The sequence below is a fragment of the uncultured Arthrobacter sp. genome, assembly GCF_902805515.1.
Classification (GTDB): domain Bacteria; phylum Actinomycetota; class Actinomycetes; order Actinomycetales; family Micrococcaceae; genus Arthrobacter_D.
Map to the genome: position 1 here is coordinate 1 of NZ_CADCTE010000024.1, position 17,427 is coordinate 17,427.

The 17,427-nt window shown below is 66.6% G+C and carries 14 protein-coding genes; 8 read left to right on the forward strand and 6 right to left on the reverse strand.

Annotated elements, in window-relative coordinates; translation table 11 throughout:
• Nucleotides 1-973, reverse strand: a 973-nt coding sequence (locus QZX79_RS02270; RefSeq protein WP_294564069.1) for an ABC transporter substrate-binding protein, incomplete at its 3' end; no start/stop codon positions are given.
• Nucleotides 974-1,220: 247 nt separating this feature from the next.
• Here QZX79_RS02270 and QZX79_RS02275 point away from each other — a divergent pair.
• On the forward strand, nt 1,221-2,537 hold the full coding sequence (locus tag QZX79_RS02275) for a M20/M25/M40 family metallo-hydrolase (RefSeq protein ID WP_294564071.1): 1,317 nt from the start codon (nt 1,221-1,223) through the stop codon (nt 2,535-2,537).
• Between the two features lie 260 nt (nt 2,538-2,797).
• Here QZX79_RS02275 and QZX79_RS02280 read toward each other — a convergent pair whose 3' ends face one another.
• Both QZX79_RS02280 and QZX79_RS02285 read right to left on the reverse strand, forming a co-directional pair.
• Nucleotides 2,798-3,448 carry a DUF1992 domain-containing protein gene (locus tag QZX79_RS02280; RefSeq protein WP_294564073.1) on the reverse strand — a complete coding sequence of 217 codons (651 nt, stop codon included), beginning with the start codon at nt 3,446-3,448 and terminating at the stop codon, nt 2,798-2,800.
• Nucleotides 3,449-3,546: 98 nt separating this feature from the next.
• A complete protein-coding gene (locus QZX79_RS02285) occupies nt 3,547-4,542 on the reverse strand; it encodes an Lrp/AsnC family transcriptional regulator (RefSeq protein ID WP_294564075.1) in 996 nt (331 codons plus the stop codon).
• 242 nt (nt 4,543-4,784) lie between these two features.
• Here QZX79_RS02285 and QZX79_RS02290 point away from each other — a divergent pair, with 242 nt between their 5' ends.
• Genes QZX79_RS02290 through QZX79_RS02320 form a run of 7 tightly spaced genes read left to right on the forward strand, consistent with a single transcriptional unit; the run spans nt 4,785 to nt 13,334 of the window.
• Nucleotides 4,785-5,642, forward strand: coding sequence for an ABC transporter substrate-binding protein (locus QZX79_RS02290; protein WP_294564078.1), 858 nt, complete (start codon nt 4,785-4,787; stop codon nt 5,640-5,642).
• 51 nt (nt 5,643-5,693) lie between these two features.
• On the forward strand, nt 5,694-6,428 hold the full coding sequence (locus QZX79_RS02295; RefSeq protein ID WP_294564080.1) for an amino acid ABC transporter permease: 735 nt from the start codon (nt 5,694-5,696) through the stop codon (nt 6,426-6,428).
• A complete protein-coding gene (locus QZX79_RS02300) occupies nt 6,425-7,228 on the forward strand; it encodes an amino acid ABC transporter ATP-binding protein (RefSeq protein WP_294564082.1) in 804 nt (267 codons plus the stop codon). Before QZX79_RS02295 ends, QZX79_RS02300 begins: the two co-directional genes overlap by 4 nt.
• Entirely contained in the window at nt 7,218-8,228 is a 1,011-nt protein-coding gene (locus tag QZX79_RS02305) for a C-terminal binding protein (protein WP_294564084.1), read from the forward strand. Before QZX79_RS02300 ends, QZX79_RS02305 begins: the two co-directional genes overlap by 11 nt.
• A gap of 36 nt (nt 8,229-8,264) precedes the next feature.
• Nucleotides 8,265-9,983 (forward strand): amidohydrolase, encoded by a 1,719-nt coding sequence (locus QZX79_RS02310; RefSeq protein ID WP_294564086.1) that lies wholly within the window; start codon nt 8,265-8,267, stop codon nt 9,981-9,983.
• Between the two features lie 13 nt (nt 9,984-9,996).
• On the forward strand, nt 9,997-11,700 hold the full coding sequence (locus QZX79_RS02315; protein WP_294564091.1) for a thiamine pyrophosphate-binding protein: 1,704 nt from the start codon (nt 9,997-9,999) through the stop codon (nt 11,698-11,700).
• Complete coding sequence (locus tag QZX79_RS02320) at nt 11,697-13,334, forward strand: amidohydrolase (RefSeq protein WP_294564094.1); 1,638 nt, start codon at nt 11,697-11,699, stop codon at nt 13,332-13,334. The genes QZX79_RS02315 and QZX79_RS02320 overlap by 4 nt, the downstream gene beginning before the upstream one ends.
• A gap of 109 nt (nt 13,335-13,443) precedes the next feature.
• Here QZX79_RS02320 and QZX79_RS02325 read toward each other — a convergent pair whose 3' ends face one another.
• From QZX79_RS02325 to QZX79_RS02335, 3 genes are all read right to left on the reverse strand, one after another.
• Nucleotides 13,444-15,495: a DUF6541 family protein gene (locus QZX79_RS02325; RefSeq protein WP_294564096.1), complete on the reverse strand. Its 2,052-nt coding sequence runs from the start codon at nt 15,493-15,495 to the stop codon at nt 13,444-13,446.
• A 17-nt stretch (nt 15,496-15,512) separates the two neighbouring features.
• Nucleotides 15,513-16,706: a polysaccharide pyruvyl transferase family protein gene (locus tag QZX79_RS02330; RefSeq protein ID WP_294564098.1), complete on the reverse strand. Its 1,194-nt coding sequence runs from the start codon at nt 16,704-16,706 to the stop codon at nt 15,513-15,515.
• A gap of 175 nt (nt 16,707-16,881) precedes the next feature.
• A partial coding sequence (locus tag QZX79_RS02335) for a DUF4352 domain-containing protein (protein WP_294564101.1) occupies nt 16,882-17,427 on the reverse strand: 546 nt, incomplete at its 5' end.

Here is a 17,427-nt window from a genome sequence, read left to right on the forward strand (position 1 = left end):
CGATGTCCTGCAGGGCGGGGTTGCCGTCGCCCATGAGCTTGCCCTCGGAGTTGATCGTGCCCGAGTTGATATTCAGTGCCTGGTAGCGGCGTCCGGCGCCGGAGTTGACGGTGATGTTCTCCTCGGATTCGAGGGCCTTGTACTGCGCCGGGGTGAGGTCGCCGACGACGTCGAGTTCACCGTTGAGCAGTGCCTGCACGGCGGCGTCGCTGTTGCGGTAGGGAACGTAGGTGACGGCGTCGACCTTGGCCTTGCCGCGCCAGTAGTTGGGGTTGGCCTTCATGCGCACGCCCGAGCTCGGGCTGTAGCTTTCGACGGTGAACGGGCCGCTGCCGACGGCGTTCTCGGAGTTCTCGAAGGTGGAGGGGTCCTCGACCTTGGACCAGATGTGCTCGGGCACGATCGCGAGGTCGGCGCCGGGGTTCGGTGCCTGTGCCTCGTTCAGCGTGATGACGAGGGTCTGGTCGTCCGGGGCCTCGACGGAGTCGATGTTTTCAAGGAGCGTGCCGTTGGCCGCCTTGAGGGTGTCGTTCTCGGCGATCGCGTTGAAGGTCCACGCGGCGTCCTGGGCGGTCACCGGCTCGCCGTCGGACCACTTCCGGTCCTCGCCGATGGTGTAGGTCCAGGTGGTGCCGTCCTTGGAGGTCTCCCAGGATTCGGCCAGTGCCGGCACGATCTCGTTGTTTTCCGGGCCGTAGGTGACGAGGCCTTCGTACTGCAGCAGCAGGATGTTGGTGCTGGCCGCCAGGATGGCGGTGAAGGGGTTGAGGGAGTCGATGTCGCCGGTGAGGGCGAGCTTCAGCGTTGTGTCTTCCGCCTTTTCGCCGGCGGTGGCCGCGGGAACGGCCAGTGCGCCGGGCGTGAGGGCGAGTGCCGCGGCGAGGAGGCCTGCTCCTGCGGTGCGGCGGAGCCCGGCGCCTCGGGGGAAGGGGCGCAGCGGCCCGTCGGTGGGGAGAGGAGACCTGGATGCCATCGTTTCTCTTTCGCTTGAGCCTGCCAGCAGGTCAGGGTGGCCGGGGCAGAGCGCCGCGGACCCGATTCCGGTGAGAGAAGAACCCGTCTGGAGTATCGGCCGTCACCACGCTGTGCGGCCGATGTAAGTAAGCTACACAGGAGGCAGTTGTGATGCAAACCACTTACCAAGGTGTGTTGGATCACACGGTACAGTCGGAACTCGAGGCGGATTTCTCCGCCGTGGCATCCCAGCACCGGAGGAACAGATGGGCAGCATCGATACGGCCGAGTTGTGCGCAGCACTCATCCGCTTCGACACGAGCAACTACGGCGAGGGCAAGAGCGAGGGTGAGCGCGGCGCCGCCGAGTTCATTTCCCGGCTCCTGACCGACGCCGGCTACACGCCACAGATCCTCGGGCCCACCCCGGAGCGTGCCTCCGTCGTCGTGCGGGTACCCGGCGCCGACCGCTCCCTGCCGGGACTGCTCGTCCACGGCCATCTCGACGTCGTTCCGGCCGAGCCGGAGCAGTGGAGTGTCGATCCGTTCGCCGGCGAGATCCGCGACGGGTACATCTGGGGCCGGGGCGCCAGCGACATGAAGGACATGGTCGCCATGACCCTTGCCACCCTCCTGACCTGGGCCGAGGAGGGCACCGGCCCGCAGCGCGGCGTCGTCGTCGCCTTCGTCGCCGATGAGGAGGACAAGGGAGACTACGGTGCCCTGTGGCTCGTGGCCGAACACCCGGAGCTGTTCGAGGGCGTCGAGGCAGCCGTCGGTGAGTCCGGTGGGGCACCCACCTTCCTCACCTCGGACACCGGCGAGGAGGTTCGGCTGTACCCCGTGGCGGCCGCCGAGCGCGGCACCATGCACATGCGGATCACCACGACGGGCACCTCCGGCCACGGTTCGCGGCCGAACGCCGACAATGCCGTCATCCACCTGCTGGAGGCGCTGAACCGGGTCACCGAGCACTCCTGGCCGCTCGTGCTGACGCCAACGGTGAGGGCCTACCTCGAGCAGACGAACGCCGCGCTCGGGCATGCGGTGGACCTGACCACCGAGGAAGGCGTAGAGGAAGCGGTGGCGCGGATGGGCGACCTCGGCGGCGTCGCCAGGACCACCATCCGGTGCTCGTCGACGCCCACGGTGCTCAACGCCGGCTACAAGGTCAATGTCATTCCGGGCATCGCCAATGCCGAACTCGACGTGCGGTGCCTGCCGGGCACCGAGGAGGAGACCCTGGCGGTGCTCGACGGCCTGCTGGGCCCGCGGGTGTCCCGGGTGTTCATCTCGCACCAGCCGCCGGTGCAGGCGCCGATCGATTCTCCCTGGTTCGAGGCCATGCGGGCGGCCCTGCAGCGGCACGACCCGGCCGCCGTGGTGGTGCCGCGGTGCATGGGCGGTGGAACCGACGCGAAGGCGTTCACTCCGTTGGGGATTGCCTGCTACGGCTTTTCGCCGCAGGGGGCCGACCCGGAGGGCAGGACCTCGGACGGCGTCCATGGGATCAATGAGCGGGTCTCGGTGCATGGTGTAAGGACGGGCCAGCGGATCCTTCAGGACTTCCTGAGCACCGTCTAGGCCAGGTCCGGCCTGCACGGCGCCTCCGGGCACCTCTGCCCACTGATCAGGGCCGATCAGTGGGCAGAACCGTCTGGAATCCGGCCGAGGCACATTCCTGCCCACTCATCAGGTTCGGTCACTGGGCATATCCGGACATGCCCACTGACCAACGGCGGTCAGTGGGCAGAACCGACACCAGCAAGGGTTCCAAGCACTCCTGCCCACTGATCACGGCCAGTCACTGGGCAGAACCGTCTGGCACTCGGCGGAGGTGATGCTTAGCCCGTGCCCTTCCACACCCGCTTCCACCATGAGCGCCGCTCCGCCTCCTCTGCGGTGGCCTCCTCGTCCCGGGTGACCTGCGCCGCCTTTGCGGTACGGCGCTGGCGCCACCGCTCCACCTCACCCTCGACGTCGCGCACCTTGGTGATGACGGGCGGCCCGCCCAGGAGCTGGCGCCGCGCCTCGATAACCCGCTGGTTGAAGTCCTCGACGATGTCCCGGACCTGCTTCTCGGTGTAGACGTGGTCGAGGCGGTTATCCAGGCCCTCATCCTCGGTTCGCAGCAGGATGGCCTTCGGTCCCAGTCCGGTGAGGTTCTCCCGTTCGATCAGGCCTTTGACCCACCAGTCGGGGTCGTGCCCCTCCCCCAGTCCGGGGATCGGCTTCCCTGCGTACTTGAGGTTGTCCCAGTCCCCGCGGGCCATCGCCTCGCGCACGAGGTAGTCGGCCCGGGCGGCGTCATCCTTGTGGCGGGCACGCTTGGCGAGAGCCTCGTCGTCGGACACCGGGCGGCGCTGGGCGGCCTCGGCCTCTTCCTTGCGCAGTTGGGCGAGGTACCCCTGCGGATCACCGGACTCCCGCGCCGCCCGGTACTCGGCGGCACGCTGCATGCGGCGTTCGTACTCGCGGGCTGCCCTGCTGTTCATGGCTGGTCACCGTCTTCCGTACCCGGAGATCGACAAGTGGACCTATCCAGTATTCCCAGCGCTTCCCGGTCCCGGCAACTGCTCCGGGAAGGCGTCCGTCAGAGTACGCTCTGTGACGCTGCCATCGGGCGCGGCGATGGACTTTCGGATCCGGCTCCACCCGCACCGCCAGGAGCGGGCCCTGAAGCAATTGCGGCCACGAGGGCATCAAGGGACTGCTCGTACCGCTCCCTAACGATTTCGGCGTGAAGCCAGGTTTCCACCGCCGTAACCGAGGGCAGCCTGCGCAGCTCGGCGATCACCGCGTTGTACTCGCCCAGGGATGCGACTCCCACAGTGGCGATCAGGTTATAGCGGCCAATGCACTTTGCAATGAACTCAACGCCGGGCAGCTTCTCCAGGTGGGTCACCGCTTCGGCCACCACCCCACTTGTGGTTATACCCAGGCCGAAGGCCATCGCCTGCGAGGTCTGGGTGCGGCGCCGGATGGCGCCGATCTGCATGACATTGCTTTCGATTAGCCGGAGGATCCTCGTCCTGCAGGCACTCACCGACAGGCCGACCTCGGCCGCAAGATCCGCGAAGGACCGCCGCCCGTCCCGCTGCAGGAGGTTCATCAGCCGTAGATCGGTCTCGTCGAATTCCAGGCCGGGCAGCTGCGGCTCGGCCCCGAGGAAGAAGCTCCTGATGACCTTCTCGTAGACCAGGACGTTCACGTCGGAGACCTGCGGATGCGCCCGGAGCAGCTCGATCTGCTCGTACATGGACTCCATGGAGGGCATCCGCAACTCGGCCACGAGGTTGTACTTTCCGGTGGTCTGGGAGATGAACACGGGACCCTGCATCGCTTCCATCGCCTCGATGATCGGCTCCAGATCGCCCGAGGACGTCACCGCGACGTGCGCCAGGGAGTTGAGGCCGAGCACCCGCGGATGGACAGCGGCGACAATGCGCAGCTGGCCCGAGTCGAGCAGACCGTTCACGTGATTCGCGACTGTGGCGCGGCTGGTTCCCAGCTGCTTTGCCAGTTCACTGAACGACGCGCGGGCGTCGTTCTGCAGCTGGCGCACCAACCGCTCTTCGAAATCACTCATACACCCTTTATACCAAGAAGGACCGCTGTTGATTGCATATCTGCAGTATAAAAAGGAAGGTGCAAGCCAAAAGCGGGCCATGTGTGCCATTCTAGTAACAGTTCGGTTGTCACAGGAGCAATACGCAGCAAAAGTGCTTGACCCGGGGACTCGAAACCCCCAGAATCGTTCCATACCCCGGTGCTGGGCGGCCCGTGGACCACCACGAGACGCTCCCACACCCGTATCCTCAGGAGAGATTCATGCCCAAGCATCTTGGACTCGCGGCGATGGCGTCGGCCGCCGTGCTTTCACTCGCCGCCTGCGGAGGTTCATCAGGAAGCGCCGAAGAACCAGCCGGGTCCGCCGCAGCCGGCGACGCACCCGCCGGGCTCGTCAACGAGGGCCAGGCCACCCTGTGCATCGATCCCGAATACCCGCCGCTTGAGTACTACGAGGACGGATCAGGCGGCGAAATTGTCGGTTTCGACGCCGACGCCGGCCGCGCCCTCGCCGAACACTGGGGCGTCGAGGTGAAGTTCGAGGTGACCGCCTTCGACGGGCTGATGCCCGGCCTGCAGAGCCGCAGGTGCGACATGATCCTCGGCGGGCTGTACATGAGCGAGGACCGGATGGAGGTCGCTGACGCGGCCCCCATTATGAACGCCGGCCCTGCGGTGCTGGCGGCTCCGGAAAACGCCTCCGACTTTTCCTCCCCTACCGATCTCTGCGGCCGGACCGTCGCGGCGCAGGCCGCCTCGAGCAACGCAGCCCGTATTGCAGCACTCGAGGAGGAGTGCACAGCCGACGGTAAAGACGCCCCCAGGCTGACCGAATACCCGAAGACCGCCGAGACAGTGCTCGCCGTACTCAACGGCAAAGCCGAGGCGCTGGTCGAAACGAATGTCGCTGCCGCCTACATGGCCACCCAGAACGAAGGAAAACTTGAGGTCGCCGACGGCGTCTTCGAGACAGATACCCAGTTCGGCGTGTTCAGCCGCAAGGGGGACGAGATCTCGCCGGCGATCGCCGATGGCATGAAGGCTCTATACGACGACGGAACTCTGGCTGAGATCGCCGAGAAGTACAACCTCGACCCCGAGATCCTGGACGTCTACTAGCAATATCCACCGGCGCCCGCCGTACCGCGCCGATCACCCGGAAGTGGTGCAATGCTTTTCGATCTTGAGATTTTCCTCCAACAACTCGTCAGTCCCGAATACATGTGGGGCGCGTTCATCTCGGTCGCCGTGGCCGTCCTGGCGCTGGTCCTCGCCACTGCCATCGGCTTCTTCGTGGCCCTCGGGCGGACCTCCCGCAAGCCGCTGCTTCAGGCCCCGGCGAACGCTTATGTCTGGTTCTTCCGGGCAATTCCAGCCCTGCTGGTGCTGCTCATCATGTGGAACGCCCTTCCGCAGCTGATCCCCTTCTTCAGCCAGGACTGGTTCACCCCGTTCATCGCCGCTTTTATCGGCCTTGGTCTTGTCGAGGCGGCGTTCATGGCGGAGATCATCCGCTCCGCGCTGCTCAGCGTAGACGACGGCCAGGCGCTTGCGGGGCGCGCTCTGGGCATGTCGCCGACCAAGGTGATGCTCAAGGTCACCCTTCCGCAGGCCATCCGTATCGCGCTGCCTCCCACCGGCAATGAGTTCATCGGACTGGTGAAGTACTCCTCCCTCGCCTCGGTCATCTCGCTGCGTGAACTGCTGACCACGGCGCAGGTGGGCGTGAACATCACCTTCCGGTACGCGGAGTACTACGCCGCCGCCATCATTTACTACCTGATCATCGTCAGCATCCTGACGGTGCTGCAGGGAATGGTCGAGAAGAAGTTCACCTGGACGTCGAAGGTCAAAGTGAAGAAGACCCGGGCCCTCGCGTCCGCTACGAAGGCAGGCCTCTCATGATCCTCCTCCCCGAGTCCTCGGACATCGAGCGGACAGTGGACCAACCGGTCCTGAACGTGAAGAACCTCCATAAGGCCTACCACGGCCAGGAAGTCCTGAAGGGGGTGGAATTCGAGATCCGCAAAGGGCAGGTCAAGGCGGTGCTGGGACCTTCCGGCTCGGGCAAATCGACGATGCTGCGGCTGATGGCCCTGCTCGAACCCGCCGACCAAGGGGAGATCCTGCTCAACGGGAACATCATCGGCACCTCCGTGCGGAACGGGAAAACGAGCCACCTCCCCGAGCGCGTGCTCGCGAAGCAGCGGCAGGACATCGGCATGGTGTTCCAGAAATTCAACCTGTTCCCGCACCTGACCGCCTGCCGGAACGTCATGCTGGGACTGACCTCCGTCAAAGGCGTCTCCCATACCGCAGCGCGCGAGCACGCGATGGAGATGCTGGAGCGGGTGGGCCTGGCCAACCGGGCCGACCACTACCCGTCCGAACTGTCCGGCGGCCAGCAGCAACGCGTGGCCATCGCCCGGGCCCTGGTGCTCAACCCGGCCGTCATGCTCTTCGATGAGCCGACATCGGCCCTGGACCCCGAGCTGGTCGGCGAGGTCCTCGACGTCATGGAGAAGCTTGCGGCCGAGGGGATGACCATGATCGTCGTCACCCACGAGGTGCGGTTTGCCAGCCGCGTGGCCAGCGAAGTCAGCCTGTTCGACGGCGGCGTGATCGTTGAGCAGTCTCCGCCGGACGACTTCTTCAACCGTCCGCAGCATGAGCGCACGCGGAAGTTCCTGAGCCATGTCCACTAGTGCGCCGGGGGTCCGGCCCGTAGCCGCCTACACCGACAGGGACGATGTGGACGTCACCGCCGGCGCTGCCCTGCTCCGGGACAACGGGTTCGACGTCCGTTACCTCGACACCCAGGACCCGGCGGCCATCCGGAAGGGAGCGGCGGACGCGGCGGCCCTGCTTGTGGGCTACGCACATATCGACGCTGATCTGATCGGTTCCCTGCCGAACCTGCGGATCATCGCCCTCATGTCCATGGGCTACAACAACATCGACCTCGACGCCGCACGGCGGCGCGGCATCTGGGTGACCAACATCCCAGGAGCAGCGACCGAGGAGGTGGCTGCCCACACTCTGGCCCTGACGCTCGCCCTCACCCGGGATCTTGCGTTCTATCTGGACGCCGCGCGGAACGGACGGTGGAACTCGCGCAATGAGGCCCCGCCGGTCCGCCTCAGCTGCAAACGGCTGGGCCTCATCGGGCTCGGCCGGATCGGGCAGCGGTTCGGCGCCCTTGCCCGGCACACCTTTGCCGACGTCGTCGGATACGATCCGCTCCTGGCGGAAACGCCGGAGGCCGCCGCAGCGCTTCGGTCCGCCGGGATTCGGCGCACCGGGTTCGACGAGGTGCTCGAAACCTCCGACGTGGTTTCGCTCCACGTACCCCTAACCGAGGCAACGGACAAGCTGATCAACCAGGCGAGTCTTCGTCGGATGCGACCAGGAAGCTACCTCGTCAACGTCAGCCGCGGCCAGCTCCTCGACGTCCCAGCCGTAGTGGACGCCCTTGACTCGGCACGCCTCGCCGGTGTCGCTGTGGACGTGCTGGAGGAGGAACCTCCGCCTGCGGCACACCCGCTGCTGACCCATCCCCGCGCCCTCGTCACCCCGCACGTCGCCTACCTTTCCGACGTCACCGAGGCGGAATACGTCCGTCAACAGGCCCAAAACGTCCTGTCCTGGCGCCGGGACGGTGCCCCCGACGCCCCCCTCTTTCCGCTGGAACGGGTCCAGGCATAACGCCGGTCCGCCAGGCCAACCTCAGGAGCCAATCCCTTGCGCAAACTCAAGCATTTCGAAAAGCGGTCCTTCGGGCACGTCCCCACGATCGTGACGGCCCGCACCATCCATTCCCTGTCGGCGGAGGAGCCTGCTCCCCAGGCCTTCCTGACCTACGGCCCTGACATCGTCACTACTGGGACACTCGAGCACTGCCGGACCTCCTCCCGGAGCATCTCACCGGCGGAGCCTCGGTTGCTCGATCTGGGTGACGCCGTCGTCGTCCCTGGATTCGTCGACCCGCACGCGCACCCGCTCATGCTGGGCCAGATGATGAGCTGGGTCGACTGCGGCCCGGAGAAGGCCGGGAGCATCCCCGAGATCGTCGCGCTGCTCCGCGCCGCGGCCGAAACCACGCCCGAAGGCCTGCCCGTCCGCGGGTACGGCTATGAACACCGGAACCTCGCCGAGAAGCGCCACCCGACGCGCCACGAACTCGATGAAGTGGCGGCGGACCGGGAGGTGTACCTGATGAACGCCTCGGGCCACGGCGGGGTCGTCAACTCCTACACCTTCGACCTGCACGGCATCACCCGGGACACCCCGGATCCGCAGGGCGGCGTGTTCTTCCGAGGTGACGACGGCGATCTGACCGGTGAACTGTCGGATGCGGCATGCAATATCCTCACCGGAGTCAACGGCGTGAAGATCGGCCACCATGGCCCTAATTTCCACCTGGCGGATGAGCCCGAGGAACACCTGCGCCAGCTCCGTGCCGCGCAGGAGCACTTCCTCGCCGGCGGAGTAACGACCATCGGCGACGCGCAGGTCTCACGCCGGGAGTTCGACATGTACCTGAGGCTCGCCGAAGAGGACGAACTCAAGACCCGGATCAGCATGTACCTGCTGTCGCACCTGCTCGATGATGCCCTTGATATGGGCCTGCACGGCCAGTTCGGCAATGCCCATCTCAGCTTCGCTGGGATCAAGTTCTACGCCGACGGAACGCTGGGAGGCTGGACGGCCTACTTCCCGGACGGCTACGTGGGCGATCCGTGCCGCACCGGGCAGCTGTACCACGACCCTGCCGATTACGAGGTGCTGATCCGGAGGGCGCACCTCGCCGGCCTCCAGACCGCAACCCACGCCCAGTCCCCCACCGCGCTGGAGATGGTCATCTCCGCGATTGAGGCCGCACAGGCCGAACGACCGGATGACGACGCCCGGCACAGGATCGAGCATTGCGGCCTTCCCACCCCGGAACAAATCAAGCGGATGGCGGCCGCCGGAATCTACCCGGTGAACCAGCCGCAGCACTACTACAACTGGGGTGAGGGCGTCACCGCAGCGATCGGCACCCCCGGCGAGCGCTTCAACCCACTCGGCGAATTCCTTGCCGAAGGGGTGACTGTGACGATCAGTTCCGACGCCCCCGTCGCCGCCCCGCGACCGCTCGAAGCCATTCAGGCCGCAGTCACCCGGGTCACGCGGCTCGGACACCGGCTTGGAGATGACGGCCTGCGGATCTCGGCCTACGACGCGCTGGTCGCCCACACCCTTAATGGCGCGAAGGCGCTCGGCCGCGAATCGGAGCTCGGCTCCCTTGAAACCGGCAAGCGGGCGGACTTCACTGTCCTTTCCGCCGATCCGCTGCGGATCGAATCTGGGCAGATCGGTGCCATCGCCGTGCTGCAGACCTGGGTGGACGGCGCTCCCTGCTACACCACTGCCTCGAATGAGGCTGGCTCCACCCTCATCTCCTCCTCGGCCCACTAGGAAGCGACGCTCAATGCCCATTCTTGATCAGCACACTCCCTCCCCGCCGGCGCAGGTTCCGGTGCCGATTCCAGCCGTCAATGCCGGCCTGGCGGTGATGACCGTGCTGCGGAACTACGGGATCGATGCGGTATTCGGCATTCCGGGCACCCACAACCTCGAGTTCTACCGGCACCTGAACTCGTTGGGCATCCGGCCGGTGACCAGCCGCCATGAGCAGGGCGCCGGCTACGCCGCTGACGGCTGGGCCCAGCAGACGGGCCTGCCCGGGGTGGTCATCACCACGTCCGGGCCGGGACTGCTCAACGCCCTCTCGGCCGCCGGTACCGCGTACTGCGAATCGCGGCCGCTGATCGTGCTCTCCCCCGGGGTGCCCGAGGGCGAGGAATTCGCCGACAACGGGTCCCTGCATGAGACGAAGAACCCTACTGGCGCGGCGGGTGCCATCATGCAGTGGAGCCGCCGGGTCCGCTCTGCCGCGGAGGCGGTCACTGCGGTCCACGACGCCTTCGAGCTGTTCCGCTACGGCCGGCCCCGTCCGGTCCACATCGAAGTACCCCTGAACATCCTCGAGGCCGAACACGACTGCCCGGTCGGACTCCTTGCGGCCCGGCCACTGCGCGGCCCCGCCCCGGCGGAGGTCTACGCGGTGGAGACGGCAGCCCAACTCCTGCGCGCCGCCCGGCACCCGGTGATTCTCGCGGGCGGCGGCTCTCTCCGCGCCGGGACCACACTCACCGAACTCGCCGAGCTCCTGCAGGCCCCGGTGGTCACCACCCTCAATGGCAAGGCCGCAATCTCGGAGGCTCACCCACTGTCACTTGGATCGAACATCCGCCTGGCCGCAGCGCAGGACCTGTGCGGCGCCGCGGACGTCCTGCTCGTCATCGGGTCGAAGGTTGGGTCGGCGGAGATGTGGGGCGGCTCGATCACACCGACCGGGACGGTGATCCGGGTCGACATCCTGGAAACCCAACTTGGCAAGAACCTCGACGCGGACATCGGCTTGATCGGGGACGCCGGCGCAGTCGTACCGCAGCTTTTGGCGTCCCTTCGGGGCCACACCGCAATGCCGGCGGATCTCGGGGCCGTCCGGGTGAGGATTCTTGACGAGGCGCGGGCCCTCGACCCGGATCTGGCGGCCATCAGCGAAACCATCGCCGAAGCGGTCGAGCCGGACGCCATTATCGGCGGAGACTCCTCCCAGATCACCTACTTCGGGACCTCCACCTTCATCCCTCAACAGCGGCCCCACAGCCTGCTCTACACCCCGGCCTACGCCACCCTCGGGTACGGGCTGCCCGCCTCGATCGGCGCGAAAATCGCTGCGCCCGAGAGGCAGGTTGTTTGCGTCGCCGGGGACGGGGCCCTGATGTTCGCCGTGCAGGAATTGGCCACCGCCGCCGAGCAGCGCCTTGACCTGACCATCGTGTGTGTGGACAACGGCGGGTACGGCGAGATCCGGCAGAACGAACGCGACCGCGGCATCGAGGACGTGGGGGTGAATCTCCACCAGCCCGACTGGGCCGCCCTAGCCGTGGCTTTCGGTGGCTCCGGCGAACGGGCCGAGAACCTGGCGGACCTTGGTGCCCTCCTCCGCACGGCCCGCTCCACCGGTGGAGTGCAGTTGATCCACGTCCGGCTGCCCCTCACCGGTGACAGTGCCCCTCGACCCGGGCACCCGGCCCGCACCCTGCGGCAGGAGGACTCCCAGTGAGCAACGCCCTCAACACCGATCCGATACTTCCTGATCACCTTGCGGCGGCCGCCAAGGCCACCGCAAGGGCCTGGATCGATGACAACAAGGAGCGGCTCAGCGAATGGCACCAGCATATCTGGGACCTCGCCGAACCGGCCTGGCGGGAATTTCGGTCCGCCGAGTGGTACGTTCGGCGGCTCCGCGACGAAGGCTTCGAGGTTGAAGCAGGCAGCGGGGGGATGCCGACGGCATTCAGCGCCGCCTGGACGCAGGGGGTGGGCGGCCCGGTCCTGCTTACATACGCCGAGTACGACGCCGTGCCCGGCAACTGCCAGGCGGCCGGCTACGAGGAAGGCCCGCGTGAGGGCCTCAGCCGGTATGCTCCGGGGCACACCGACCCCCACTCGGCGCTGGGCATCTCAACTCTGGCCGGGCTCCTCGGAACCATGCACGCGATGAAAGTCCACGGGATCAGCGGGACCTTGAAGTACACCGGCGAACCTGCGGAAAAGGTGCAGGGGTCGAAGGTGGTGCACGGCCTGCGGGGGTACTACGACGGCGTCGACGCAATCGTCAGCTTCCATCCCTTCTACATGCTGCCGCTGTGCAACACGGCCCGCTGGGACACCCAGTGTGGAAGCTACTACAGCAGGATCTACACCTTCGTGTGTGACGAGCCGGAGACGTGGCAGCTCGGCGCGAACCCCGACTCCCCCATCCCCGCCTCGCATTCAGCCGCCCGCGCCCCCGGCGCAAACGTGGCGTTGATGAGCATGTACACCTCCTCCCGGGTGATGCAGGACGCGATGCTCCCAAGCTTCGGCGGCTGGTCGCTCTCGGATGCAATCTTTACCCACGGGCAGGCTACGGCGGATAACCTACCGGCCCGCATTGCGCAGATCCAGTACTCCTGGCGGTGCCCGACCATCGACATGGCCGAGCACGTTCTGGCGGTGCTCGACCGCAACGCCGGGCACGCGGCGGCTCTGGCCCACTGCCGGCTTGAGACGACGTGGGTGGCACGGAACCGCCCGGGACGCACCAATCACGTGCTGGCCCAAAAGCTCTACGACAACCTGGCGGAGGTTGGAGCACCCCACTACGGGGAGGAGGCGATTGCTGCTGCTCAGGCGATCCAGGCGGGCCTCGGGCTGGAGCCGATGGAGTCGCCGTTCCTCGAGGAGTGTGGACAGCTCATCAGCCCACAGGACGCCGAGGCGAAACTCCGGGAACACCTCGCGCCCTGGCAGCGGAACTGGACGAGTGACGACTATGTCGAAATGACCCACTACGCCCCGACCGTCAGGTTCTATGTCTCGCGTCCTGCGCTGCGCGCCGCGCCGGACGGGCCCGCCTACCCGGGCTGGGTCATGAACGCCCTCGGTGGAATCCCGGCCACTATCGACCCCACCATCGAAACGGCCGGCAAGACCATCAGCGGAACCTTCCTGGATCTGCTGACCCGGCCGGAGGTTCTCGACGCCGCCAAGGAGGAATTCCGTAGGCGAACCGGGGAGGACCCGATGCCGCCGCTGCTGGAGCCCGACTTCCTGCCTCCGACTGACTTCGCCTGGCCTGACTACTCACCGGATCCCTCAGCGGGCGGGAGCGGCTCGCGTCTTTGGTATCCGCAGGAGACCGACCGGGCCTAAGCCAAGCCGCGGTGCCGAGCACATCGGCGTGATCGCCTCGACCTGTCCGGTGAGTTCCTTGGTCTTTCAGGTCGTGAGCTCCTGAGGCGGGTCGGTGCAGCGGTCGGACTCAGCGGCAGGCGGTAATTTCGTAGAGCCCCCGGCCGCCCTCGACGAGCACCGGTTCAAACCCTTTGGCCGTCTCGACGCCGTAGAAGCCCTTCCAGACCTCCCTGTCGACGCTCGCAGGCTGGTCCTGGTAGAAGTGCGTGGCTCCCGCCTCCTCGATGGCCGCGCAGACCGCCGGGTCGTCGTGAAGGCGGTCGAATCCGAGGCGCAGCACGGTCTTCGCCTCGGTCGGCGCCGGAGAACCGAGCCTCGTGTACACCACGTGCCGCCCGGTGAGGGTGTAGAAGTAGGTTTGTCCATTGAACGGGTCGCCGACGACGACGGCGTCCTCCGGAAGGAGCGCTCCGGCCCGTTCGATGAAGTCCTGCTCACCCGTGGAGAGCAGCCAGATGCCCGGCTCCGCCGCCGTGATGTAGTTGTGGGCGGCTACGGCGACGCGGTCCGGCGAGCGGAAGTGTCCCGAGCCCTGGTAGACCGCCACCACGGCCAGAACGGCCAGTGCGGCGGCTAGTACCGACCGGAAACGGTCCGGCGCGGCGATCCTCGCCCGGAGGACACGCGCCACGACGCCGGTGACGGCCCGAACCAGCACGGCCACACCGAAAGCGGCAAGGATGCTGGCCGTCAGGGCGATCAACGGCGCGATCCGCTGCGTGTCCTTGTACCAGACCCCGGTGAGGAACCGCAGGGGGCTTTCCGGGCCGGCCGCCAGCACATAGAGCCCCACGAAGATCAGCCAGGACACCACCAGCGGCCACCCGGTCCGCAGCACCAGGGCCGCAATGGCCCCAAGGATCACGAGGATGCCGACCAGGAGGTTGAAGTTCTCCGGTGTGGGAGCCACGACAACCGGAAAGCGCGGCAGGTCGAAGAAGGCCAGCGCGAGCGAATCGGGAGGAGTGGCACGCACACCCCGGGGGAAGTTCATGACCCCGGCCAGCAACCGCGAGTCCTTCAGCACCAGGAGCGCCGCCCCCACGAGGACGGCGGCACTGACCGTGCCGAGGAGGGCGGCCCGCCACCGGTGCCGGAACGCCCGGACGCACAGGGGCACCACCCACGCAAGCAGGAAGGGCAGACCCGCCGCCGCGAGGGCGAAGACAGCGGTGGGGTGGGCGACGACGCTTCCACCGATCACCCCACCGGTGAGGATCAGGACAAGGAGCACATCCTTCAGCGGACGGGCAGGGCGGGGGTTCAGTCCCGGGTTCACACGCCTCAGGAGGAGCAGGATCATGGCCAGGGCCACCGGGGTGAGGGCGGTGGAAAGCCCATTGGGCCACTGCCCGCTGCGCAGCAGCTGGCCGAACGGGAAGCTGACAAACGATGCAGCCAGCACCGGGGTGAGTGCCCAGACTGCCGGGAATCGCGGAAACACCACCGAGGCGAGGAACGCCAGCCCGATCGGCCAGATCAACCCACCGATAACCAGCGCCGACGCGTTGGCGGCCTCAACGAGGTTCCCCGGATAGAGCGCGATCACGCTGTGCCAGCCGGATGGGTAGAAGGTTGCAGGGCCGTCCCCATAGATGGGGTTGAGGTTCCACGGGGTGGCCCGGCCCGATTCCTGGATCCACCGCACCGCGTTGCCGTGGAACACCGCATCCCACCCCTGCGACGCCGTCGACAGACTGCCCATCCCGCGCAGCACCGCCACAGAGACCAGAGCCGCGGCGGCCGCGAGCCCGGCGCCGACGGCTATCCTGACGGTCGCCGTCACCGCCGCAGGCGATGGATCAGCAGTTCCCGCCGCCGTCGGCCTGGGCAGGAGAGGCCGCTCGAGCCGGATCCACCGGCCCGCCAGCCATACCGCTCCAATGGGCAGGAGCAGCATCAGGGAGACTGAGACCGCCGTCCAGCCGATTCCGAGGGCATTGAGGACAAAGGTTCCGATGCCCAGCAGAAGGAGCGTGACGGCGGGTCCGAGCGCCACCGCGGCCGGCCACCCGACCCGGAGAGGAAGCAGGGCGAGCGTGCCGGGAAGGAAGAACGCGGTGAGCAGGAAGAGGAACGGCTGGGCAACCTGAAGGAGCTCAGGCAGGGAGGAAGGCACGGAGTGGATTCAGTCTTTCAGCGGGCGAACTTGTTTTTCAGGACCCCGCCGATGGAACCCCCGAGGAAACGGGCGGCAGCAGCGGGGACGGGGGCCGCCGGGGTGGCAGCAGGGTAGAGCCGTTCGGCTTCGGCCCGCTTGGCGGCGACGAGTGCCGGCAGGTTCGCCGACAGCTGCCCGGGTTCGGAAGGCATGGACGGCGTGTCGTCACCGAGCGCGAGCGCCCAACCGCTGCCGAGGGCGGCAACCGACTCGTGCTTGATGTCGTAATAGCCCTTCTTCATGCCGACGGCGATGCCCTTGCCACCGGCGGCGGCAGCGAGAAGATGGAAGTGGAAACGGCTGGTCACCCAGGTCTGGTAAGCCGAAAGGGGCAGGCCGTGTTCCCAGAGGTGCACGAAGGGCAGGAAGTGCTCTTCCGGGATCAGGTCCGCGAGCCGTTCATAGGCCGCCCGGTCCCCGCCGGGCACCGCCTCGACGTAGTAGACCTTCCGGCGCTGCCCGAGCGCGGCCTCCACGGCTTTGCGTGCGACGTCGACGGCGGCGTCGAAGCGCTCGGCTTCGACGGTGTCGCTCTGGATGCAGACGTACAGCGCGTCCGAGAACTGGGAGCGGGCGATCTCCTCGGTGACCCCGAGAAAGGCGTCGTCGAGCCCGCGGGTCACCCCGTAGGCTTCGGCTCCGGCGTCGTCACGGGCGCTGACGACGTCGAAATCGTTGAACAGTTCGGGAGCGGGCATGCCCTGGCCGAGCGCCGGCATCAGGCCCTGTCCGGTCGCGTACAGGCGCGCACCCGTCAGGGTGCGGACGGCACGCATGGCGTGGATCAGGCCGGTGTGGTGCGCCCAGTTGTCATTGATGTACCCGCCGCCGAGGAGGTGGAGGGATTCGGCCTCGCGCAGCTTGAGCAGGCCGAGGTCGTAGGTGGGCGAACCGAGGTGGGTGACGCGCGAGGTGACGGTCTCCGCAATTTCCTCGACGGGCCGTTCGGCGTTTTCGTGAACGAGCCGCCACAGGGTGTTGGTGATGCGCAGGTTCGGGTGCAGTCCATCGAAGAGGACCGAGGCCGTACCGGGCTGCGGGCAGTCGAGCCAGACCTGGGCATCCGGGCGGGCAACGGCGAGGTACCGGAGCCAGGCCGCGGTGATGAATTCGTCGCCGAAGTTGGGGTGTCCAGATGGACCAATGAGGTAGATGAGACCCGGCTGCATGGGGAAAAGCATAGCTCAGGGGGGTGGGCAACCCCTCGCTGCCACAGCGCTGAGGGCAATCTCATTCGCGAGACGGTTCAATGTAAGCCTCACCGCTGACCGAATTCGACTAAGAGTCCGACATATCGATCCGCGAACAGGCCTGATCGAAATCGTGCGCAATTCTTCTAACTCACTAGCGATTATTTATCCATGCTGCCCTATCAGAAAAGAATGAAAATATCGGTTCGTAGAGGACAACGAACTGCCCTGCTTCAGCTCTCGCGTTGTCGAAACAGATATCCCCAGTCGTGCTGCCGCCTGGTGCGATCTGCCCTCCGGTGATCATGTTGGCGCTTCCGGAGAATCCCGTGTTGAGGATCGTTCCACTGGGAGCCTGAAGTTTCCAGTCGAATGCGTTGAAGTCGATCGTTTCGGTGGACTCGTTGTTCACAGTCACCGCTGTGCAGAGAGTGGGGCCGAGAGTGTCGTCTCCCGCACCAATCGCTGTGGAAGCGACCGCGATTTCTCCTAGGGTAAGAGTCTCCCCAGCCTGGCCGACGACGTCGCTGTCCTCTGCCCCGGCGAAGGCCGGCTCGTCTGCTTCAGCGGTCGGTCCGGCTTCAGCTGAGGCAGTAGTGGCGGGGTCGGCCGCACCGGGGTCATCACTGCCACCAGCACCGTTCAGAGCGACAGCGATGATGATGATCAGTAGAAGGACGAGGGGCAAGATGAATCGCTT

Excerpts from the sequence above, each read along its gene's own strand:
- QZX79_RS02275 (WP_294564071.1), top strand. The coding sequence starts at position 1,221 with ATGGGCAGCATCGATACGGCCGAGTTGTGCGCAGCACTCATCCGCTTC.
- QZX79_RS02280 (WP_294564073.1), bottom strand. The coding sequence starts at position 3,448 with ATGAACAGCAGGGCAGCCCGCGAGTACGAACGCCGCATGCAGCGTGCC.
- QZX79_RS02285 (WP_294564075.1), bottom strand. The coding sequence starts at position 4,542 with ATGAGTGATTTCGAAGAGCGGTTGGTGCGCCAGCTGCAGAACGACGCC.
- QZX79_RS02290 (WP_294564078.1), top strand. The coding sequence starts at position 4,785 with ATGCCCAAGCATCTTGGACTCGCGGCGATGGCGTCGGCCGCCGTGCTT.
- QZX79_RS02295 (WP_294564080.1), top strand. The coding sequence starts at position 5,694 with ATGCTTTTCGATCTTGAGATTTTCCTCCAACAACTCGTCAGTCCCGAA.
- QZX79_RS02300 (WP_294564082.1), top strand. The coding sequence starts at position 6,425 with ATGATCCTCCTCCCCGAGTCCTCGGACATCGAGCGGACAGTGGACCAA.
- QZX79_RS02305 (WP_294564084.1), top strand. The coding sequence starts at position 7,218 with ATGTCCACTAGTGCGCCGGGGGTCCGGCCCGTAGCCGCCTACACCGAC.
- QZX79_RS02315 (WP_294564091.1), top strand. The coding sequence starts at position 9,997 with ATGCCCATTCTTGATCAGCACACTCCCTCCCCGCCGGCGCAGGTTCCG.
- QZX79_RS02330 (WP_294564098.1), bottom strand. The coding sequence starts at position 16,706 with ATGCAGCCGGGTCTCATCTACCTCATTGGTCCATCTGGACACCCCAAC.